The organism is Polaribacter vadi, assembly GCF_001761365.1.
Classification (GTDB): Bacteria; Bacteroidota; Bacteroidia; order Flavobacteriales; family Flavobacteriaceae; genus Polaribacter; species Polaribacter vadi.
In genome coordinates this window covers 3,217,882-3,239,659 of the sequence record NZ_CP017477.1, presented here as the reverse complement: position 1 = coordinate 3,239,659, position 21,778 = coordinate 3,217,882, and the positions used below count along the sequence as shown (strand labels likewise).

General features: G+C 30.4%; 16 protein-coding genes and 1 riboswitch. Of the genes, 4 read left to right on the top strand and 12 right to left on the bottom strand.

Features of this window, described 5'->3' with window-relative positions:
* Positions 1–6 precede the first annotated feature (6 nt).
* From LPB03_RS13990 to LPB03_RS13945, 10 genes are all read right to left on the bottom strand, one after another.
* Complete coding sequence (locus LPB03_RS13990; RefSeq protein WP_065320494.1) at positions 7–1,254, bottom strand: sulfate adenylyltransferase subunit 1; 1,248 nt, start codon at positions 1,252–1,254, stop codon at positions 7–9.
* 234 nt (positions 1,255–1,488) lie between these two features.
* The gene (gene cysD, locus LPB03_RS13985) at positions 1,489–2,394 is read right to left on the bottom strand and encodes a sulfate adenylyltransferase subunit CysD (protein WP_065320545.1); all 906 of its coding nucleotides are present in this window, start codon (positions 2,392–2,394) and stop codon (positions 1,489–1,491) included.
* 11 nt (positions 2,395–2,405) lie between these two features.
* A complete protein-coding gene (locus tag LPB03_RS13980; protein ID WP_065320495.1) occupies positions 2,406–3,020 on the bottom strand; it encodes a phosphoadenosine phosphosulfate reductase domain-containing protein in 615 nt (204 codons plus the stop codon).
* On the bottom strand, positions 3,020–3,283 hold the full coding sequence (locus LPB03_RS13975; RefSeq protein WP_065320496.1) for a DUF2061 domain-containing protein: 264 nt from the start codon (positions 3,281–3,283) through the stop codon (positions 3,020–3,022). Before LPB03_RS13975 ends, LPB03_RS13980 begins: the two co-directional genes overlap by 1 nt.
* A gap of 223 nt (positions 3,284–3,506) precedes the next feature.
* Positions 3,507–4,727 carry an acyloxyacyl hydrolase gene (locus tag LPB03_RS13970; protein ID WP_065320497.1) on the bottom strand — a complete coding sequence of 407 codons (1,221 nt, stop codon included), beginning with the start codon at positions 4,725–4,727 and terminating at the stop codon, positions 3,507–3,509.
* Between the two features lie 37 nt (positions 4,728–4,764).
* Positions 4,765–5,175 (bottom strand): RrF2 family transcriptional regulator, encoded by a 411-nt coding sequence (locus LPB03_RS13965; protein WP_065320498.1) that lies wholly within the window; start codon positions 5,173–5,175, stop codon positions 4,765–4,767.
* Between the two features lie 29 nt (positions 5,176–5,204).
* Positions 5,205–6,149, bottom strand: coding sequence for a polysaccharide lyase family 7 protein (locus LPB03_RS13960; protein WP_065320499.1), 945 nt, complete (start codon positions 6,147–6,149; stop codon positions 5,205–5,207).
* A 142-nt stretch (positions 6,150–6,291) separates the two neighbouring features.
* A complete protein-coding gene (locus tag LPB03_RS13955) occupies positions 6,292–7,458 on the bottom strand; it encodes an O-succinylhomoserine sulfhydrylase (RefSeq protein WP_065320500.1) in 1,167 nt (388 codons plus the stop codon).
* A gap of 217 nt (positions 7,459–7,675) precedes the next feature.
* The gene (gene thrA / locus LPB03_RS13950) at positions 7,676–11,077 is read right to left on the bottom strand and encodes a bifunctional aspartate kinase/homoserine dehydrogenase I (protein ID WP_065320501.1); all 3,402 of its coding nucleotides are present in this window, start codon (positions 11,075–11,077) and stop codon (positions 7,676–7,678) included.
* Between the two features lie 104 nt (positions 11,078–11,181).
* Entirely contained in the window at positions 11,182–12,456 is a 1,275-nt protein-coding gene (locus tag LPB03_RS13945; protein WP_065320502.1) for an O-acetylhomoserine aminocarboxypropyltransferase/cysteine synthase family protein, read from the bottom strand.
* Positions 12,457–12,581: 125 nt separating this feature from the next.
* Positions 12,582–12,737, bottom strand: a riboswitch (SAM riboswitch).
* A 397-nt stretch (positions 12,738–13,134) separates the two neighbouring features.
* On the opposite strand from LPB03_RS13945, the gene metK reads away from it, so the two are divergent.
* From metK to LPB03_RS13925, 4 genes are all read left to right on the top strand, one after another.
* Entirely contained in the window at positions 13,135–14,424 is a 1,290-nt protein-coding gene (gene metK, locus LPB03_RS13940) for a methionine adenosyltransferase (RefSeq protein ID WP_065320503.1), read from the top strand.
* A 153-nt stretch (positions 14,425–14,577) separates the two neighbouring features.
* Complete coding sequence (locus LPB03_RS13935; protein ID WP_065320504.1) at positions 14,578–17,049, top strand: zinc-dependent metalloprotease; 2,472 nt, start codon at positions 14,578–14,580, stop codon at positions 17,047–17,049.
* A gap of 171 nt (positions 17,050–17,220) precedes the next feature.
* Positions 17,221–18,174 carry a tRNA dihydrouridine synthase gene (locus LPB03_RS13930; protein ID WP_065320505.1) on the top strand — a complete coding sequence of 318 codons (954 nt, stop codon included), beginning with the start codon at positions 17,221–17,223 and terminating at the stop codon, positions 18,172–18,174.
* A gap of 115 nt (positions 18,175–18,289) precedes the next feature.
* Positions 18,290–18,994, top strand: a complete 705-nt coding sequence (locus LPB03_RS13925; protein WP_065320506.1) for a ZIP family metal transporter — start codon at positions 18,290–18,292, stop codon at positions 18,992–18,994.
* 154 nt (positions 18,995–19,148) lie between these two features.
* Here the strand turns inward: LPB03_RS13925 and LPB03_RS13920 are convergent, their stop codons facing one another.
* The gene (locus LPB03_RS13920; RefSeq protein ID WP_065320507.1) at positions 19,149–20,126 is read right to left on the bottom strand and encodes an endonuclease/exonuclease/phosphatase family protein; all 978 of its coding nucleotides are present in this window, start codon (positions 20,124–20,126) and stop codon (positions 19,149–19,151) included.
* The gene (locus LPB03_RS13915) at positions 20,126–21,778 is read right to left on the bottom strand and encodes a mechanosensitive ion channel family protein (RefSeq protein WP_065320508.1); all 1,653 of its coding nucleotides are present in this window, start codon (positions 21,776–21,778) and stop codon (positions 20,126–20,128) included. Before LPB03_RS13915 ends, LPB03_RS13920 begins: the two co-directional genes overlap by 1 nt.

The following is a 21,778-nucleotide window of genomic DNA, read 5'->3' as shown; positions in this document are numbered from 1 at the left end:
TTTTTTTTAATTTATAAATCCTACACCTACTGTATTATTAGTTTTAGGATTGATTAAAATAAAAGAACCATTTGATTTATTTTTTTGATAAGTATCTACCAATAATGGTTTGCTTATTTTTAATTCAATTTCGCCTATTTGATTCAGTTTTAATTCTGATGGATTTTCAGTTTTGCCTGAAAAATCTGTTTTTATAATGTTTGATAATTGTGTAATTTTTGCTTGTGCATCATTTACACCATGTTTTATATAGTATTTTTGTGATGCTTGAAGTGGACTGGAATCCATCCAACAAATAGTGGCTTTTAATTGTTTTGTAATGGTTGGTTCTTCATCAATTTTAACCAACATATCTCCTCTACTTACATTTACATTATCATCTAAAGTGATGGTTACAGAACTTCCGTTTTTTGCTTTTGCGTATTCTTTATCAAAAAAATGAATGCTTTTTATTTTTGATTTTGTTTGTGATGGTAACACCACAATATCATCTCCAATTTCTAAATCTCCACCATAAATTTTACCTGCATAACCTCTAAAATCATGAAATTCTTCTGTTTTTGGTCTGATAACAGTTTGCACAGGAAAACGAACTTGAGAAGCATCACTTATGTCTTCTGCATCTAAATTTTCTAAATGATGTAACAACGTTTCGCCTTTGTACCAAGGTGTGTTTTCAGATTTTGAAACTATATTATCTCCTTGTAAAGCAGACAATGGAATAAAAGTTAAATTCTGGTTTTTATACTCACTTTTGCTTGCCAAATATTCTATTTCACCTTTAATGATGTTATATTTTTCTTCCGAAAAATCAACTAAATCCATTTTATTAATGGCGATTACAACATCTTTTATTCGTAATAAATTATTGATAAAAAAATGACGATAAGTTTGTTCTACAACCCCATTTCTAGCATCGATTAAAACAATAGAAGCTTGTGCTGTTGATGCACCAGTAACCATATTCCTAGTATATTCTATATGACCTGGAGTATCTGCAATAATGAAACTCTTTTTTCTGGTTGAAAAATAAATATGTGCAACATCTATAGTAATTCCTTGTTCACGTTCTGCAACCAAACCATCTGTTGCTAAAGAAAAATCTAAATAGTCAAAACCACGTTGTCTACTTTTTTCTTCAATGGCTTCTAATTTATCATCTGTTAACGATTTTGTATCATATAACAAACGACCAATTAAAGTACTTTTTCCATCATCTACACTTCCTGCTGTTGCTATTTTTAGTACATTCATTTCTTTTATGCTCTTAGCGTTTTGCTTTTAGCTATTCGCTTGATTTGTATTTTTTTTATTGATATTTAAAAGTTTTTGAAACTTGCAAATCACTTTTTAATAGTTGCGTTAGGGATTGAAACGACATCCTTTTTTTGTTTTTCTCAAAAAAAGATATAGTGGAAAGCCCGTTAAAACGCCCAAATAATTTTCACTGAGATACTGAATCAAGTTCAGTATTAAACCTAAAAAAGTTTAGAAATATCCTTGTTGTTTTCGTTTTTCCATTGCTGCTTCAGAACGTTTGTCATCGATTCTTGCCCCTCTTTCTGAAATTGAAGAATCTCTAATTTCTTCGACGACTTTTGTAATATCTATAGCGTCAGACAAAACTGCTGCTGTACAACTCATATCGCCCACAGTTCTAAAACGAACCATTTTTTCTAAGACCTCTTCTTCTTTATCTCTAAAAACAACTGAATCATCTGCAGACCAAATCATATTATCTCTCACAAATATTTTCCTTTTATGGGCAAAATAAATGGATGGAATTTCGATCTTTTCTTTTTCTATGTAGGACCAAACGTCTAATTCTGTCCAATTAGAAATTGGAAAAACACGTACATTTTGACCTAAATCTATACGTCCATTTAACATATCGAAAACTTCTGGACGTTGGTTTTTTTCATCCCACTGACCAAAATCGTCTCTTACAGAAAAAATACGTTCTTTGGCTCTTGCTTTTTCTTCATCTCTTCTTGCTCCACCAATACAAGCATCAAAACCAAACTCTTCAATAGCATCTAATAAGGTTTCTGTTTGCAACATATTTCTACTTGCATATCTACCAGTTTCTTCTTTTACTCTACCAGAATCTATATTATCTTGAACGTTTCTTACAATTAATTCAACACCTAATTCTTTGGTTAGCTTGTCTCTAAAAGCTATCGTTTCAGGAAAATTATGCCCAGTATCTATATGCATTAAAGGAAAAGGAATTTTTGCAGGATAAAATGCTTTTTGCGCCAAACGCACTAAAGTGATGCTGTCTTTTCCACCAGAAAAAAGCAACACAGGTTTTTCAAATTGCGCTACAACTTCTCTAAAAATATAAATGGCTTCGCTTTCTAAAGCATCTACTTGTATTGTATTTTGATTCATTATCATGTCTTTTATATATGCAAACCACATTCTCTGTTGCTTTCCACCTTTGTTGGATCGAAATATTTGAATTCGTTTGGCAAGCCTTTTTCTTCTAAATAAGTATCTAAATCTTCATCTGAACTATTGTAAAAAGGACTTACTTTTATAATTCCGTCTTTACTAACAGAAACCACATCTATACTATTTCTAAAAGCAGTTTGCCCTTTTCTTAAATTTGTAAACCAAACATCTGGTTTGTGTTCTTGCATTGCTCTTTTAAAAGGTTCTAGTTTTACTTGCTCTGTAAAAAGTGTGTGTTTTTCATCATCAACTGAAGGAACTCCTAAAACTACATTTCTGTGTGCAACTGTCTGTTTAGGAACGTATAACTGAATGTTTAAATTCAGTTTTTCAATAATTTCTTCTGCGTGTTTATACGTCTGAATTGTATTGTAACCAGTATCGCACCAAATTACTTTAATGTCTTTTTGCACCTCTGTAACAGCATTTAAAATTGCTACTTCATAAGGACGAAAATTGGTAGTAATAATTGGATTTTTTGCATAAGAAATTGCCCAAGAAATAATTTCTTCTGGACTTTTATCTTGTAATTCTTTATTAACTTTATCTAAGTCTAAACTCATTATTTACCCCATTTTATTTTGTTCCAAATTCTTTCATGAAAAAAGTATAAAACTAGTTTCGTTAAAAAATCTACAGTAGCAATGGATGCTGCTAAAACTATTTTACCTGTTACAAAATAGGAAACCACTAGCGTATCTAACGTTCCTACAATTCTCCAGCTTAATGCTTTTACAATGCTCCTTATTGGTTTCTCTGAAGATAAATCTTCCTCAAAACTTTGTTTTGCTATTTTTTTACTAAAAATCATTTGATCTGCAATCATAATATTGTATAAATATTATTACCCTATTTATTTAGTAGGGTATGCAAACATATACCTTTTATTTTAAAAAATTACTCTATAATTCTTAAAATAAATACAAACCCTATCGTTTTAGTAGATTAATAAAAATAAGTTAGATTATTTGAGGATATCGAAATACTAAAAGGTTGTAGTTAAAGAATATATTTTACGATAATTTTGGTAAAAAAAGATAAAAGGAGCTTTAAAAAGTCTTTCCGATTGTAAATTGAAGTGGAATTGCAACACCCGCATTTCTAGTAAAAATATTTCCATTCGAATAATGCATAATTCTCAACTCGAAGTTATATTCTCTTTTTTCTCCAAAGAATACCCCAAAACCCATCGTATCTTGATAGGTTATATTTGGGCCAGTTTTAGAGTTGTCAATATCACTTTTTGTAATATAAGCAGGACCAATGATGGAGTAATTTGCATAAAAATCAAAGGTTGGTTTTCGCCACAAATAGAAACGTAAAACTGGAAAAATCGAAAAAGCAAAAACATCTGTACCCTCTCTTGATTGAAAATAGGTTGCACTTGCTCCCCAATCTAAAGAAAAAATCTTTTCTGATCTGTAAATTAAACGTTGATATGTTAAAGACAAAGCATGTTGTGCTTTTACTTCTCCAACCCAAAAAATCGGCACTCCAAAACTATCAAAATTACCAACTGGCAAACTCATTCCAAAAAATTGATTGAATCCAAAACCAATTTCTCCTGTTCCATAACTTACTTGAAAAATATTCTTTGGAAAAAAATATTCGTTTTTTGCGTATTCAGCTGCTGTTTTATCATCTACTTGTTGCAAATGATATTCAAACCCTAGGGTTGCTTGTGAAATTGAGGGCTGATTATTTTTGGTTGATTTAGGTAGAAATGTTCCATTTGCCGACAATCGCCATTTGTCTGATAATCGATATTGGAGACCAAAACCATAGAGTAAACTTGCAAAATGAGCATCATCATAAATAACTTGATCATTAATTGAAAAACCAAATCTAGTTACGTTTGCGATACCAGCTTCTGCAAACAAATTAAATTTATTATTGATTTTAAAATCTTTTTTAAGTGATAAAGACCAAGCATTTATCCACACACTTCTTTCATAACCAGTGTTATTTACATTGTCATATTTAAACCAAGAAGCGGGTCTCATCGTTCCAAATTGAACAGATAAATCTTCGTTTATTTTATGTCCTAAAAGTAATCTGCCAGAAAATCGGTTTTTACTGAAGGTTTCAGTTGCAAAACCATCAATTAAATGATCATTAGAGAAAGGATAAAAAATACCTCCAAAATTTAGACTGTAATAGGAATTTGCTAAAAAATTAGTGAATTTAGTTTTAGGATTTTCTTTCTTATTTTCTTGAGAAAAATGTGGAATTGTAAAAAATAATAAAAAAAGTAATCCAATTTTTTTCATGAAAAATGCTCTAAATTTTATCAACTATAAAAACCTACTATTTACACAAATCTGCCAATGTTGTGTTTCTAAAAATCTGCAGAGAACTGTCTCTAACTTGCATCATTAATTTATGAACTGCACAAGCATTTTCATCTGGACAATCATCACATTTTTCATAAAAATTTAAGCTTACACAAGGCACCATAGAAATTGGTCCTTCTAAAATTCGCATAATCGTTGTCATTTCTATTTCATCAGAAGGTTTTAATAAATAATAACCTCCACCTTTACCTTTTTTAGAACCTAACAAGCCATTTTTACGAAGTGTTAACAAAATACTTTCTAAAAATTTTAGTGAAATATTTTCACTTTTAGAAATAGTAGCAATAGCAACAGGCGTTTTACATTCCTGTTTTGCTAAAAAAGTAAGTGCTTTTATTCCGTATTTTGTTTTCTTTGATAACATGCAACTAAAGTAATCAAATTCCCTTAATTTTAATTGACTGTATGACTTTTTTCTAATTTATAAAACGTTGCTTGTACATAATCATCTGCATTTCCTGTATTATTTTGATTATAAACGCCTGCTTTAAAATACATGTATTGCCCACCAACATCATAACCACTATTGCTCATATCTACAGTTTTTGTAACGTCGGTTTTTCCTGATCTAGAAATGGTAACTGTCAACAAGTTATTTACTGTTTTAATTTTGTAAGAAAACTTTTCATTTAAAGCAATTCCATCTGTTGGATTTGTTGCAGAACTACTTCTAGAGCCAATCATATCAACCCATTGTTCATTACCAAAACCATCTCTTGGTTCGTGAGCAAAATAAATTGAACCCAATTCATTGTTAGGTAATTTTCTGTAATATAGTCTTATAGGTTCATCGTCATTTGCATGAATTTGACCTACAATTACTCTCCCAACTTGACTAGAATTTCCTGTAGTTGTTACGTAATTTACTGCTAAAGTTGCATTCATTTCACCATCAAAACCAGCTGCAGCATTTTTATCTGAACTAGGTGCAGCACCAAAAACCCAATTGTTTTTATTGACGCCTTGTGTAGGAATTCCTGTAACATAACCTCTTAACATTTCTCTTAATTCGGTTCTAGTATAGCTTGTATTTGTGGATGTTTTAAAACCATCTACAAAACATTTAAAGACCATTCCACTATCTTCAGCTGTGTAAAAATAGTTTTCATTTTGATAATCTTTATTCAATGATAAAACAGAAATTGTTGTGGCAACTCCACTCCCATTATTTTCTGGAATACTAATATTCCAAGTCGTTAAATCGAAATTTTTAGCTGGCGAAAGTTGTGAGGTATTCTCAATTATCTCTTCAGTTTCTTCAGAAAGAGCATCCTTAGAACAAAAAACGAAAGAAAATATTAAAAGACAAAAAAATATAATTTTGAAACTAATTTTCATAAAAATCACAGTTTAATAGTATTTAAAAGTAAAGATAACGAATTGGTTAACCAATTCGTTATCTTTTTAATATCAACTTGTTATTTTATGTTTATAAATCTTAAAATGCTTTTTTTGATGAAATAATAAAATGATGAAAATATTATTTTTCTAAAGCTTGCTTAATATCTTCAATAATATCAGTAATATTTTCTAATCCTACAGAAATTCTAACCAAGCCATTTGTGATACCTACTTCCAATCGATCTTCTTCAGATAAACGCCCATGAGTTGTAGAAGATGGATGTGTAACAATGGTTCTTGTATCGCCTAAATTTGCTGATAGAGAACACATTTTTATACTGTCTAAAAACTTTCTACCTGCTTCTAAACCGCCTTTAATTTCAAAAGCAACGATATTTCCTCCTAATTTCATTTGCTTTTTTGCAACTTTATATTGAGGATGCGATTTTAAAAACGGATATTTTACCATTTTTACATAGTCGCTTTTTTCTAGAAATTTAGCTAATTTTTTAGCATTTTTTGCATGTTTTTCTACCCTAACTGATAAAGTTTCTAAACTTTTAGATAAAACCCAAGCATTAAAAGGAGACATTGCTGGCCCAGTATTTCTTGCAAATAAATAGATTTCTCTCATTAAATCTGCTTTCCCAACTGTAACTCCACCTAAAACTCTTCCTTGACCATCAATTAATTTGGTAGCAGAATGGATGACCAAATCTGCACCAAATTTAATTGGCTGTTGCACATAAGGTGTTGCAAAACAATTATCTACAATAAATATTAAATTGTGTTTTTTGGCAATTTTACCAATCAATTCTAAATCTAAAATATCTACTGCAGGATTTGTAGGTGTTTCTATGTAAAGAATTTTAGTGTTTTCTTTAATTAAACTTTCTACCAAATCAACTTCATCCACCTTAAAATAAGAAGTTTCAATATTCCATTTTGGTAAAAATTTGGTGAACATAGAGTGTGTAGAACCAAAAACCGATCTACAAGAAACTACATGATCGCCTGCATTTAGCAGAGCTGCAAATGTTGTAAAAATGGCAGACATTCCTGTTGCAAAAGCGTAACCAGCTTCTGCTCCTTCCATTTGTACAATTTTATCTACAAATTCTGTGGTATTTGGATTTGTAAATCTGCTGTATAAATTGCGTTGTTTTTCCTCTGCAAAAGATGCTCTCATTTCTTCAGCATCATCAAAAACAAAACTAGATGTTAAATATAAAGGTGTAGAATGTTCAGAAAATTGACTTCTTTCTGTTTGTGTTCTAATCGCTTCTGTTTCGAAATGTTTCTTCATTTTCTTTATTTTTCCTACAAGGTCTTTTTTATTGACCTTGTAGGTATTTTTGATTTTAATAAAAATTAAATAACTATAAACCTTTTTTAATAAAGCTTAAAATACCTACAAGGTTTTGAAAACCTTGCAGGAAGTTTTGGAAACCTTGCAGAAAAACGCCTAATTATTTATTTTAGTCTTTAAAGTTTTCTAGCTGACTGAATTACTGCCAACTATACTAATTATTATGTTTTGCCAATCTTAAAATATCACCAAAAACGCCTCTTGCAGTTACACTTGCTCCTGCTCCTGCTCCTTGAATTACAATAGGTTGCTCTCCATAAGATTCTGTATAAATTTCAAAAATTGCATCAGAACCTTTTAAAGAACCCAAAGGTGTATTTGTAGTAGTTGATACTAATTTTACTTCTAAATTTCCTTTTTCTTGAGATAAATCTCCACTTAATTCGCCAATATAACGTAAAACATGATTTGGCTTTTGATTTTCTTTTAATTTTTGATATTCCTCATTCAATAATTCTAAATTTCCTAGAAAATCGGTTGCAGAACCTGCTCTTAAATTCTCTGGAATTAAATTCTGAATTTTAACTTCATCAAATTCGTTTTCTAATTCTAATTCTCTTGCTAAAATTAACAATTTTCTGGCAACATCATTTCCACCTAAATCTTCTCTTGGATCTGGCTCAGTAAAACCTTTATCAATTGCTTCTTTTAAGGTTGATGAAAAAGAAACTTCATCCGAAGAAAAAGTATTAAATAAATAACTTAAACTTCCTGAAAAAACACCTCTAATTTTAGTGATATTTTCTCCTGATTCGTGCAATAACCTGATGGTATCAATTAAAGGTAAACCTGCACCAACATTGGTTTCGTATAAATATTGTTTTTTATATTCTTTTAACTTTGCTCTTACTTCCTTATAAAAATCAAAAGATAAAGTATTTGCTATTTTGTTACAAGAAACCAAATCGAAACCTGCTTCAATTAATGGAATATAATTGCTTACAAAATTAACGCTTGCTGTATTATCAACAGCAATTAAATTTTCAAAATGATGTTCTTTTGCAAACGCAATAATATCTTCAACAGCAATATTCTCATTACCTTTATTCGATAAATTTTCTTGCCAATTTTTACAAACTCCGTTTTTATTAAGCAAAACTTTTTTAGAATTCGCTACAGCAAAAACATTCAATTGAATTTTTCTTCGCTCTAAAACCGATTGTGTATTTTCTATAATTTGGTCAATTAAAGTTGCGCCAACTAAACCTTTCCCAAAAATAGCGATATTTATTTTTTTAGTAACTCCAAAAACTTGTCCATGAATTACATTTACGGCTTTGTTAAGTTCTGTCTTTTTAACCACCAAACTTACATTTTTACCTGTAACTGTATTATTGAATAAAAGTGGAACAATTTGGTTTTTGATCAAGGCATTATAAGGATGATGAAATTCGCTTAAATCTTGCCCAATGATGGATATTACTGCAACATTATTTACAATAGAAATATGATTTACATCTTGTGCATAAAAATCATTTTCGAACTCTTTTTCCAAAGCATAAATAGCTTCTTGCGCTCTTTCAGCTTCAATGATCAACCCAATTCCTCTTTCTGAAGAACCTTGAGAAATAATACTTACACTTATATTTTTATCACTTAATGCTTTAAAAATTCTGGCATCAACACCAACTTTGCCTAACAAACCTCGACCTTCAAAATTTAACAAAGCAACATTATCAATCGTAGAAATAGATTTTATACCTTTTGTTGATGATTCTGCTGTGATTAAAGTGCCTTTATCCTCTTTATTAAACGTATTTAAAATTCGAAGATTGATGTTTTTCTCTAATAAAGGAATAATGGTTTTTGCATGCAAAATTGTCGTTCCAAAATTTGCCAATTCATTCGCTTCAGAAAAGGATAATTGCTCTATTTTTTTTGCATCAGCCACCAAATCAGGATTTGCTGTAAAAATTCCACTAACATGTGTGTAGTTTTGCAACTCATCAGCATCTAAAAAATTAGCTAATAAAGCTGCTGTATAATTACTGCCATTTCTACCTAAAGTTGTGGTTTCTCCTTTTTTATTTGAGGATATAAACCCTGTTACAATATGAATTTTATCATTATTTTCTTTAAAATATTTGATTGTATTTTCTTTAGAAATCGGAATAATTGGCTGTGCATTTCCAAAGCTTTCATCAGTAATAATTAAATTCCTAGCATCTGTTACATTTGCAGAAATACCCTCTTCCTCTAACAAACTCGCTACTAATTTTGCTGATAAAATTTCACCTTGTGCTAAAACCTCATCTTTAATTTTCTGGCTATAATCGCCTAATAAAGAAACACCTTCGAAAATGGTAGATAGTTTTGAAAACTCATCGGAAAAATCAACATTTTTATTTGGTTCTTGTTGATAATTCTTAAATTTTTCGAACTTAGTTTTGTATTCTTTCTTAGCAGCTGCTTTCTTTAAAATAGCTTCCAAATCGTTTGTGGAATTGCCTCTTGCAGAAACCACAATCGTAAATTTTTCTTTATTTTGATGTTTATTTTTTATAATTTCAATAGCATTCTCTAACCCTTTTCCATTGGCTAAAGATTTACCTCCAAATTTTACAACTTTCATCTTTTTCTTTCTATAATCTTTATTGAAAATAGGTTCAATAATGGTTTGTAATTGGTCATATTCAATTAGAAAAGCATCATGACCATGCACCGAATTAATTTCATTATAGGTAACATTTGCTTTTGTTAATGCTAACTTTTTGTGTGTTTGCTTATTTTCTTCAGCAGTAAAAAACAAATCAGAATCCACACCAACAATGTGAATATCCGCTTCAATTTTGTCTAAAATATCAATTTTTAGTTCATCATTATTAGTCACATCAATAGACCTAAGTAACTGATTCATCAACTTATAAGACGATAATTGATAACGTTCTTGCAATTTTTTTCCATGGTGTAACAACCAACTTTCAACATTAAAAACAGTTGAATTTTCTTTTTTAGAGCGATGAAAACGTTCTTTAAAAGAAGCTGGAGTTCTGTAACACAACATGGCATGCATTCTTGCATCATGAACAGGATTGCTAGAATTTATTAAAAATTGCTCTTGAATTTGACAATTTGCAATTAGCCAATCTGTAGATTTCCAATCTGTGGCAATTGGTAAAAAGTGTTGGGTAAGTTTGTTTTTTAAAACCATCATTTCCCAAGCAATTCCTCCACCTAAAGAACCTCCTATTAGAGCAAAAAGCTTATCGATTTCTAATTGTTTTAATCCGATTAAAAATATGTTGGCAACATCTCTAGCAATAAAACTTTTGTAATCCTCAATCAAAAAACCATCAAAACCATTTCCTGGAATATTAAAAGATAGAATTGTATATACATTTGTATCGATTGTTTTATCAACACCAATAATATCTTTCCACCAACCATTTTCACCAGCAACATCGCTATTTCCTGTAAGTGCGTGATTTACTAAAATAACAGGAGCAGCCCCCAATTTTTGTCCAAACAATTGATAACTTAATTGCAGGTTCTTAAAATGAGTTCCACTTTCTGTAGTGAAATTATTTATAGTGATATGTTGTAGTTGATTTTCCAAATATTGTGTTATTTTTTGTCTGTTCGAGCGCAGTCGAGAACTTATTTACTCGAAAGTCAAAAAGACCTTTCGACTGCGCTCAAGGAGACATCCTTTATGTTTATTTATATTTTAGAAAAAGCCTCTTTTAAATCTGCTTTTAAATCGTCTAAATCTTCAATACCAACAGACAATCTGATTAAATCTTGACTAACACCTGCACTTGCTTGTTGTGCTTCATCTAATTGTTGATGTGTTGTACTTGCTGGATGAATAATTAACGATTTTGTATCTCCAATATTTGCCAATAAAGAAAATAGTTTTGTAGTATCTGCAATTACTTTTGCAGCTTCAAAACCTTTTTTAGGTCCAAAAGTTACAATTCCACTTTGTCCTTTTGGTAAATATTTATCTGATAATTTCTTGTATTTACTACTTTCTAAACCAGGATAATTTACCCAAGCAACCTCATCTTGCTCTTCCAACCATTTTGCTAAAGCTAATGCATTTTTAGAATGTTGTTTAATTCTAACAGGCAAAGTTTCTAAACCTTGAATAATATTAAACGCGTTTGTAGGACTTAAAGCACCACCAAAATCACGTAAACCTTCTAATATCAACTTAAAAATAAAAGATGCTGCACCTAAAGTTTCATAGTATTTTAAACCATGATATCCTGCAGAAGGTTCTGTAAATTCTGGGAATTTTCCATTTGCCCAATTAAAAGTTCCTGCATCAATGATTGCACCTCCTAAAGAAGTTCCTTGCCCACTAATGTATTTTGTTAAGGAGTGAATTACTAAATCTGCACCATGTTTTATAGGATTTAATAAAGCTGGAGTTGCAACAGTATTGTCTACAATAAAAGGCACTTCTGCTTTTTTAGCTTGTGCAGAAATTGCTTCTAAATCTAAAACATCTAATTTAGGATTTCCTAAAGATTCAATAAAGATTGCTCTAGTATTTTCTTGCACTGCTTTTCCAAAATTTTCTGGATCAGAAGCATCTACAAAAGTTGTTGTAATTCCGAATCTTGGTAAAGTAACACTTAACAAATTATACGTTCCTCCATACAAACTGCTAGAAGCAACAATATGATCTCCAGTTTTTAAAAGCGTTAAAAAACCTGTAGCAATTGCTGCAGTTCCAGAAGCAAAAACTACGGCTCCAATTCCACCTTCTACAGCTGCTAAACGATCTTGCAAAATTTGATTTGTTGGGTTGTTTAAACGTGTGTAAATAAACCCTAGTTCTTTTAAAGAAAATAAATTTGCTGCGTGTTCTGAATTGTTAAAAACATACGCTGTAGATTGATAAATAGGAACTGCTCTTGTTCCTCCATTTGCTTTTACATCATGCCCTGCATGCAATGCGTTTGTTGCTAATTTTAATGTACTCATTTTTCTGTTTTTTTGAGTTAATAAATGATTAAACCAAAAGTCAAAACATCAATTTCTGTTGATGTATTTACTAGAAAAATGTTATTAAGAAAAATCAAACATTTCAGAAGTGAAACATTCTTTTTTTGTTATCTATCCAATCTCTTTTGTGAGATACTGAAATAAATTCAGTACTTTGGGTAGAATTTAGCACCTTCTTTAAAATTCTGAATTGAGTTCAGCATTGCAAAGGGTTGCTAAGGTTTCAAAGGGTCTAATCCCTCCACCTTTCTTGATAACATTTCAATAAGTTATTGAACTTTGTAAGTACAAATATTGCAACAGAAAAGTTTAATATCCAAATAAAAAGCACTTTATTTTATTTTTATATAGATTTCGTAAAGTTTACAGGTTTCAATTCATCATTCTATAAAATCATTCGTTGTTATCTTCTAAAATTAGTTTATCGATGATGCTATCATAAAAAATTATACCCAAAATTGATTTAAGTATGGTTTTAAACTGTAACTTTGCAAAATAATTAAGAGGAAAATTTGAACTGATTGCAACCTCTTGTTGAATTGTTTTTCACTACAACAACTTTAACAAAACAAAAGCTAAAGCAGTATAATTCCATACTTCTTTTAGTTACCTCGCAATCTTTTTATTTTTACCTAAAAAACTTAAAACAAGATAGTTATGTCATATTTATTTACTTCAGAAAGTGTTTCTGAAGGACACCCAGATAAAGTTGCAGATCAAATTTCTGATGCTTTAATTGATAATTTTTTAGCTTTTGATAAAAACAGTAAAGTTGCTTGCGAAACGCTGGTAACTACAGGTCAAGTTATTTTGGCTGGTGAAGTAAAATCTGATACGTATTTAGATGTTCAGCAAATTGCTAGAGAAGTAATCAATAAAATTGGCTACACAAAAAGCGCTTATATGTTTGATGGAAATTCTTGTGGAATTTTATCTGCAATCCATGAACAATCACCAGATATAAATCAAGGAGTTGATAGAACAAATCCTGAAGAACAAGGAGCAGGAGATCAAGGAATGATGTTTGGTTATGCAACTGATGAAACTGAAAACTATATGCCTTTGGCATTAGAATTGTCTCACAGATTGTTAATTGAATTAGCAATTTTAAGAAGAGAAAATAAAGAAATCGATTATTTAAGACCTGATGCAAAAAGCCAGGTTACTATTGAGTATTCAGATGATAATATTCCTCAAAGAATTGATGCCATTGTAATCTCTACACAACATGATGATTTTGTAAAACCTTCATCAGAAAGTAAAGAAGATAAAAAGATTGCAGAAGATAAAATGTTGGCAAAAATTAATGCTGATATAAAATCAATTTTAATTCCAAGAGTTATTGCAAAATTACCTGAAAATCTTCAAAAATTATTTACAGATAATATTACATATCATATAAACCCAACAGGTGTTTTTGTAATTGGTGGTCCTCATGGAGATACTGGTTTAACTGGTCGTAAAATTATAGTGGATACATATGGAGGAAAAGGTGCTCATGGAGGAGGTGCATTTTCAGGAAAAGATCCAAGTAAGGTAGACAGATCTGGAGCATATGCAACAAGACATATTGCTAAGAATTTAGTGGCTGCTGGTTTATGTAAAGAAGTTTTAGTCCAAGTTTCTTATGCTATTGGTGTTGCCAAACCAACAAGTATAAATGTAGAAACTTATGGAACTGCAACCATCAACAAAACTGATGGAGAAATTAGTAAAATAGTAGAAACTATTTTTGATATGCGTCCTTATTTTATCGAAAAAAGATTAAAATTAAGAACACCAATTTACTCAGAAACTGCTGCCTATGGACATATGGGAAGAACACCAGAAGTAAAAACAGTAACTTTTTCAAATCCTATGGGTGAAACTGTTTCTGAAGAAGTAGAAACTTTTACTTGGGAAAAATTAGATTATGTTGATACCATAAAAAAGGCTTTCAAATTATAAATAAGTAATTTTTAAAACGATATTAAAACCTTCAAAATTAATTTTTTGGAGGTTTTTTCTTTTAAATTTAACCACTTCTCTTTAACATTTATTTAAGAATCCTTTATTTATTGTTTGCGTAATTTCGAAAACTAATTCAAATCAAATTTAATTATGACAAAAAAAATATTTTCGCGACTACTTTTAGTTGCATTTGTTTTTGGTTATTCAGCAAATGCTGAAGCACAATTTTGGAAGAAAAAAAAGAAAGAAGAGCCAAAAAAAGTGGCCCCAAAACCAAAATCAAAAGATGGTATTGAACCTTACAGCAAGGTAGTTACAAAAGAACACACAACTGATGAAGGTTTATTTAAAGTTCATCAAAAAGCAGACACTTATTTATTTGAAATACCAGACTCTCTTTTAAAAAGAGAAATGTTAATGGTTACCAGAATTGCTAAAACCGCTAGCGGAATTGGTTTTGGTGGTGGAAAAACCAACACACAAGTTTTACGTTGGGAAAAGAAAAACAAACAAATCTTATTAAGAATCGTATCTCATGACGTAGTTGCAGATACAATTTTACCAGTGCATGAAGCTGTTGTAAACTCTAACTTAGAGCCAATTTTATTTTCATTTCCTATAAAAGCATTTAGCAAAGATTCTACAGCAACTGTAATTGATGCTACAGAATTATTTTCTTCGGATGTAAAGCCATTAGGTTTTCCTGATTTTTACAGGAAAGCGTATCAAGCAACTAGAATGGATAAAGATCGTTCTTACATTGATAGAGTAAGTAGCTATCCTGAAAATATTGAAATTAGACACGTAAAAACATATTTTGCAAATAAACCACCTTCAAATAGTGCCTTAGGCTCTATTACTTTAGAGATGAGTAATTCTATGGTTTTACTACCTAAAGTACCTATGAAACGTAGATATTTTGATGAAAGAGTTGGTTGGTTTGCAAGAGGACAAACTGATTATGGTTTAGTAGACCAGAGAAGTAAAACTGTTCGTTATTTAGACAGATGGCGTTTAGAAGTAAAAGATGAAGATGTAGAAAAGTTTAACAGAGGTGAATTGGTTGAACCTAAAAAACAAATTGTTTATTATGTAGATAGAGCAACTCCAAAAGAATGGGTTCCTTTCATAAAACAAGGTATTAATGACTGGCAAGTGGCTTTTGAAGCAGCAGGTTTTAAAAATGCAATTATCGCAAAAGACCCTCCATCTAAAGAGGAAGATCCAGACTGGAGTCCAGAAGATGTGCGTTATTCTGTGGTAAGATATTTAGCTTCTCCAATTCCAAATGCAAACGGACCTCACGTAAGTGACCCTAGATCTGGAGAAATTTTAGAATCAGATATTAACTGGTATCACAATGTAATGACATTATTACACAACTGGTTTTTTATACAAACAGCAGCTATTAACGAAGATGCAAGAGGAAATAACTTTAAAACAGAAGTTATGGGACGTTTAATACAATTTGTATCTTCTCATGAAGTAGGTCATACTTTAGGTTTACCTCATAACATGGGTAGTTCTGTAGCATATCCTGTAGACTCTTTACGTTCATCTAAATTTACAGATAAATATGGTACAGCTCCTTCAATTATGGATTATGCTCGTTTTAACTATATAGCGCAACCAGAAGATAAAGGCGTTGCTTTAATGCCAAACATTGGTGTTTATGATAAATATTCAATTGCTTGGGGATATAGACCAATCTTAAACAAAACTGCTAAAGAAGAAAAAGCTACTTTAGACGCTTGGATTATGAAACATGCTGGAGACCCAATGTATCGTTTTGGACGTCAACAAAGAGGTGTTATAGATCCAAGTTCTCAAACTGAAGATTTAGGTGATAATGCCATGAAAGCTTCTATGTATGGTATTAAAAACTTAAAAAGAATTTTACCAAACTTAGAAAAATGGACTTCTGAAAAAGGGCAAAACTATGACGAATTATCTACAATGTATGACCAATTATTAGGTCAGTTTAATAGATATATGGGACATGTTGCTGGTAATATTGGTGGTATTTATGAATACTATAAAACATCTGACCAAGAAGGTAATGTATACACACATGTTGCTAAAGATCATCAAAAAGAGGCTGTAAAGTTTTTAAATGAACAACTTTTTGAAACTCCAACTTGGATGTTAGATAAAAGCATTTTTGGCAAAACTGAATTTACAGGTGCTATTGAAAGAATTAGAAGTATGCAAACTCGTATCCTGAATTCTGCTTTAAGTGTAGACAGAATGGGTAGAATGATTGAAAATGAAACATTAAATGGAAATGATGCCTATAGTGTTATCAGCTTATTTTCTGATTTACGCCAAGGAGTTTGGTCTGAATTATACAATGGAAAATCTATTGATACGTACAGAAGAAATTTACAAAAAGCACACGTAGAGCGTTTAGGATTTTTATTAAACGATGCTGATGATGCTAGAGGTCGTGGAGAATTAGGTTCTGTAAGTGCCAACCAATCTGACATTAAATCGATAGCAAGAGGTGAATTAAAGCGTATTCAAAGAGATGCAAAAAATGCTTCTAATAGTGGAAACACTTTAAGACGTTACCATTTACAAGACGTTGTAGACAGAATTGATATGATTTTAGATCCTAAATAAATCTAAATTTTATTATACTATTATTTTAAAACCACACCAAAAGGTGTGGTTTTTACTTTTAAAAATATTATAAAATTGAATAAAGTTTTCAAAACTACTTAAAGTTAAACTCATCAATTTGTTTTCAAATCACTTTAAAAAGTAGTCTATATTTGCAGCATATTATTTTTTATGAATCAGACACTTTTATCTTCTCCACTTCAAGGATTTACAGATTATAAATTTAGAAATGCATTTCATCATTTTTTTGGTGGAATAGACACTTTTTATTCGCCTTATATTCGATTGAATGGAAAATTGGTGATTAAAAATTCTTATCAAAAAGATATCTTACCAGAAAACAACAGCACTTTAACTGTAATTCCTCAAATTATTACCAATGATGTTGATGAGTTTTTGTTCGTTGCAAAATACGTAAGAGAATTAGGCTATAAAGAATTAAACTGGAATTTAGGATGTCCTTACCCAATGGTTACCAAAAGAGGAATGGGTTCTGGCTTGATTAGCGATGCTGAAAAAATTAATAGTATTCTGCATAAAATTCATAATGAATCTGATATTTTGGTTTCTATGAAAATGAGAATGGGTTATGAAACACCAGAAGAAATTTTAGATGTTTTACCCATTTTAGATACCTATCCTTTAAAAAACATTGCCATTCATGCAAGAATAGGAAAGCAATTATACAAAGGTGGAACCAATTTGGAAGCTTTTCAGAAATGTTTAGACAACAGTAACCACAAAATGTATTATAATGGTGATATTACTTCTGTTGCTGCTTTTAAAAAACTACAAAAACGTTTTACAACCATAGACCATTGGATGATTGGTAGAGGCTTAATTGCAGATCCTTTTTTACCAAGTATGATAAAAAATGACACCACTGAATATCCACAAAATAGATTTGATATTTTTCAAGAATTTCATGAACGTATTTACACAGAATATGACGCAGCACTTTCTGGGCCAACTCCTATAAAAATGAAAATGCTTGGTTTTTGGGAATACTTTTCTCAAAGTTTTTCAAATCCTCAGAAAACCTATAAAAAAATTAAAAAAGCACAAAATCCTAAAAAATACGCTGCTGCTGTTGACGAAATTTTGAAGGAAGCTAAGAATGGGTAATTTTTTGGTTTGTTTCTAAATGTAGAAAATGCTAACTTAGTTATTTTTGATCTAAACGATTTTATTAGAATAAAGTTGTTAGTAATTTAAAAACTAACCTAATTAGAAAGAATAAATGAAAGAACTTATTTTATATTCTGGTTTTGCAGGAATCACAGTATTGCTTGGTGGAATTTTAGCTTATTATTTTAATCATCATATTAAAAAAAGTCCAATAAAATATGAAATAACTCATACAATGATGTCATTTGGTGCTGGTATAATTTTATCTGCTTTGGCATTAGTTCTTATTCCAAAAGGAATGGAAGAATTGAGTTTACTACCTTTAGCTTTTTCATTTCTTTTAGGTGCTATTTTATTTATGATTATTGACCAATATCTAGCAAAAAAAGGAGGAAAAGTAGCAACACTTCTTGCAATGATTATGGATTTTATTCCTGAATCCATAGCTTTAGGTGCTGTTTTTGCAACTGATAAAAAAGTAGCTACATTATTAGCTGTATTTATAGGATTGCAAAACTTACCAGAGGCATTCAATTCCTTTAGAGATTTAATTCAAAGTGGATACACAAGCAAAAAAACATTCGTAATATTTTTCTTTTTAAGTTTATTTGGAATTGGAGGAGCATTAATTGGTCATTTTCTTTTAAGTGACTATCCAAATTTAACAGCACATTTAATGGTATTTGCTAGTGGTGGTATTTTGTATCTTCTGATTCAAGATATTGTTCCAGAAAGTAAATTAGAAAAAAATTATTTAACAGCTTTAGGAGCAATAATTGGTTTTTTAGTAGGAATTATAGGTGAAAAAGTAATTTAAAAAATTAATTACAACAACTTTTACAGTTCATTTATAGTATCTTTTTACTCGGAAAATTCTAAGGATTTCAAAAATGGTTTGGTTCTTCTCTTAAACTTACTTTTTATCAACGTAACTAACTATAAATAATGAAAGTAACAAAACCAAAAAAAACCTACCTCAACTTAAACTCCATAAAAACAGGTAAATGATCTGAAGCTTCTTCAAATTCATTTAATACTTTCCCTGAAATATATTCGATAGAATTTTTAGTATAAAAAATATAATCGATTCTTTTATAAGGTGATTTGGAATCAAAAGTATTTTCAATTTTATCAACATTAAAAGCAGCATTTCCAACATCTTTCATTGCAAACATTTTTTGAATAACTGCTGATGTATCATTGGCTTCAGAATTAAAATCGCCCAATAAAATTGTTGGGTATTGCTCTTTATATTGGTTGAAAAGTTTTACAACCTCATCAAATTGTTTCACTCTTGTTGCTTTGTCAAAAGCTTCTAAATGAACATTGATGATCATGATTTCTTGATCCTTTAAAACCACTTTTACAACTTGCGCTAATCGCTCTAAATAAAAGGCATTTCTATAAAAAGGAGCATCTTCAACTTTTTGTAAAACAATTCTTTGTTGCTCTTTTATAGGATATTTACTAATGATAGATTGCCCAGAAACTACTTTACCAAAGTGCATAGAAATTGGCCAATAAGGAAAAGGCACATAGTGTTCATCCCAATTGATAGTTCTTGCTCTATAAGGAAAACCCAATTGGGCAATTTGCTCTTCTTGATTGATGTTGTAACTTCTTGTTGCATCATAATCTATTTCTTGAAACGCAATAATACTTGGATTTACTTTTTGAGTTTCCGCTAAAACTTTTTGCAAGTTTTCATCAAATAAAAATTTTGGCTTTGCAATGGGTCTGTTATTTGTCATGCCACTCAAATACCCAATATTGTACGTTACAATACTAAAAATTGAATCGTTTTTAATTTGGATTTGATCATCAACCTTAGTTAAAGAAACATATTCAGTTTCTTTTAATGTTGATGATGAAGCCCAAAAGAAAAATACAATCGTGGCAATTATCAACAGAAAAAGAAGTCTAAATATAAATTTTAAAAAACGTTTCATTAGTTTTCTGGAGTATTTTCTGGTGGAGTATCTTTCTTAAATTCCGTAAGAACTTTATTGATAGATGCATTAATTTTCGCTTGACTTGTATCATATTTTGGCGATAAATTGCTCTTATCTGGAAACTGCTCAATAGTAACAGTGGTAGATGGAAAAGCAAATTCTACACCCAATTCTGCAGCCAATTTAATAATAGCCATATGCAACCTATGTTTTGAAGTTTGCTCTGTACTCCAAGCCAAACTCTTAAAATATACATTTACCATAATTAATAAAGCTGAATCTCCAAAACCCGTAAACTCTACATTATAAGAATCTGAACGTGTTTCTGGATGCTCAATAACAATTTGTCTCACACCATTTACAAACGCTTCAATTAATGCTGGAGGTGTGTCATAACGAACTCCTAAATTAGTATTGTATCGTCTAAACAAGCGCAAACCTTTGTTATTTACAACCATTTCCGATAATTTACTATTTGGAATTTGGTAAATTGAAGTATCTGCTGCTCTAACTCTGGTAGACCTAAAACCAACTTTTTCTACAGTTCCAACAACTTCACCTGCTTCAATCCAATCATCTATATGAAAAGGTTTGTCCATAAAAATCATGATGGTTCCAATCAAGTTTTTTACAGTATCTTGAGATGCCAAAGCAACTGCCAAACCACCAATTGTTGCACCTGCAATTAAAGTTGTTGTATCTACACCAAACAATTTTAGCACATTAAAAAAACCAACTACAAGTACAAGACCTGTTAAAAAATTATGGAGAATTGGCACTAATTGATCATCTAGTCTTCCATGAGTTCTTTCTGTAAATTCACCATAAATCTGCATAACAACTTTAACCAATTTCAAGAAAACGTATATCCAAAAGATAGTTCTTGCAATATTAATAGCAAGGAAAACCCATGCATTAACTTCTAAAGAAAATTGTAAAGACGGAAAAATAAGATCTACAAAAGCCAAAGAAATCAATAAACTTATGGGATGTGCCAATTTTTTAAGCACTATTTTAACTTCGAAATTAATATTCGTTTTTGTTATTTGATGTTGCACTCTTTGCAAAATCCAAAAGGCAATTTTTTTAGTGAAGGCAAAAATTAGCAAAGCAATACCAAATACCAATAATAAAGCTACAAACTGCCAAAGCTCTACTCCTAAAAATTTTTTATGACCATACACAGGAATGCTGTCTTGCAATTCTTCTACATACCAAGGAAAAACATTGCTGTAAATAGCATCAATTTTAGCAACTGTTTCACTTGAATAATACCAATTATTATTAATTTTTTCTAAATAAATATCTGGCATTCTATCAGGAAACAAAATGTACCTAGAATATGCTGAATAACCAATAGAATCTATATGTGCAGGATTTGTTGTTACTTTCTTTAAATCTACATATAAACCTTTCCCGTCTAAAATTTTCTTAATCTTAATTGCCTTTCTTATAGCATCTGTTTCTTCTAAACCATAAATAGTTTTTGCTGATTTTTCAGGTTGATAAGAATCTTGCTGTAAAAAATATAAGTGTGTTGTTAATGTTGCATTCGGGTTGCTTAAATCTACCTTTACACTATCTACAGACTGTCCTTGAGCTATAGTTAATAGCGGAAAAAATAATAAAAGCCAAAATTTTGTTTTCAT

Excerpts from the sequence above, each read along its gene's own strand:
- LPB03_RS13945 (WP_065320502.1), bottom strand. The coding sequence starts at position 12,456 with ATGAGTACATTAAAATTAGCAACAAACGCATTGCATGCAGGGCATGAT.
- LPB03_RS13990 (WP_065320494.1), bottom strand. The coding sequence starts at position 1,254 with ATGAATGTACTAAAAATAGCAACAGCAGGAAGTGTAGATGATGGAAAA.
- LPB03_RS13955 (WP_065320500.1), bottom strand. The coding sequence starts at position 7,458 with ATGAAGAAACATTTCGAAACAGAAGCGATTAGAACACAAACAGAAAGA.
- LPB03_RS13965 (WP_065320498.1), bottom strand. The coding sequence starts at position 5,175 with ATGTTATCAAAGAAAACAAAATACGGAATAAAAGCACTTACTTTTTTA.
- LPB03_RS13980 (WP_065320495.1), bottom strand. The coding sequence starts at position 3,020 with ATGAGTTTAGACTTAGATAAAGTTAATAAAGAATTACAAGATAAAAGT.
- LPB03_RS13970 (WP_065320497.1), bottom strand. The coding sequence starts at position 4,727 with ATGAAAAAAATTGGATTACTTTTTTTATTATTTTTTACAATTCCACAT.
- LPB03_RS13930 (WP_065320505.1), top strand. The coding sequence starts at position 17,221 with ATGAATCAGACACTTTTATCTTCTCCACTTCAAGGATTTACAGATTAT.
- cysD (WP_065320545.1), bottom strand. The coding sequence starts at position 2,394 with ATGAATCAAAATACAATACAAGTAGATGCTTTAGAAAGCGAAGCCATT.
- LPB03_RS13975 (WP_065320496.1), bottom strand. The coding sequence starts at position 3,283 with ATGATTGCAGATCAAATGATTTTTAGTAAAAAAATAGCAAAACAAAGT.
- LPB03_RS13935 (WP_065320504.1), top strand. The coding sequence starts at position 14,578 with ATGACAAAAAAAATATTTTCGCGACTACTTTTAGTTGCATTTGTTTTT.
- LPB03_RS13960 (WP_065320499.1), bottom strand. The coding sequence starts at position 6,149 with ATGAAAATTAGTTTCAAAATTATATTTTTTTGTCTTTTAATATTTTCT.
- LPB03_RS13915 (WP_065320508.1), bottom strand. The coding sequence starts at position 21,778 with ATGAAAACAAAATTTTGGCTTTTATTATTTTTTCCGCTATTAACTATA.
- metK (WP_065320503.1), top strand. The coding sequence starts at position 13,135 with ATGTCATATTTATTTACTTCAGAAAGTGTTTCTGAAGGACACCCAGAT.
- LPB03_RS13925 (WP_065320506.1), top strand. The coding sequence starts at position 18,290 with ATGAAAGAACTTATTTTATATTCTGGTTTTGCAGGAATCACAGTATTG.
- LPB03_RS13920 (WP_065320507.1), bottom strand. The coding sequence starts at position 20,126 with ATGAAACGTTTTTTAAAATTTATATTTAGACTTCTTTTTCTGTTGATA.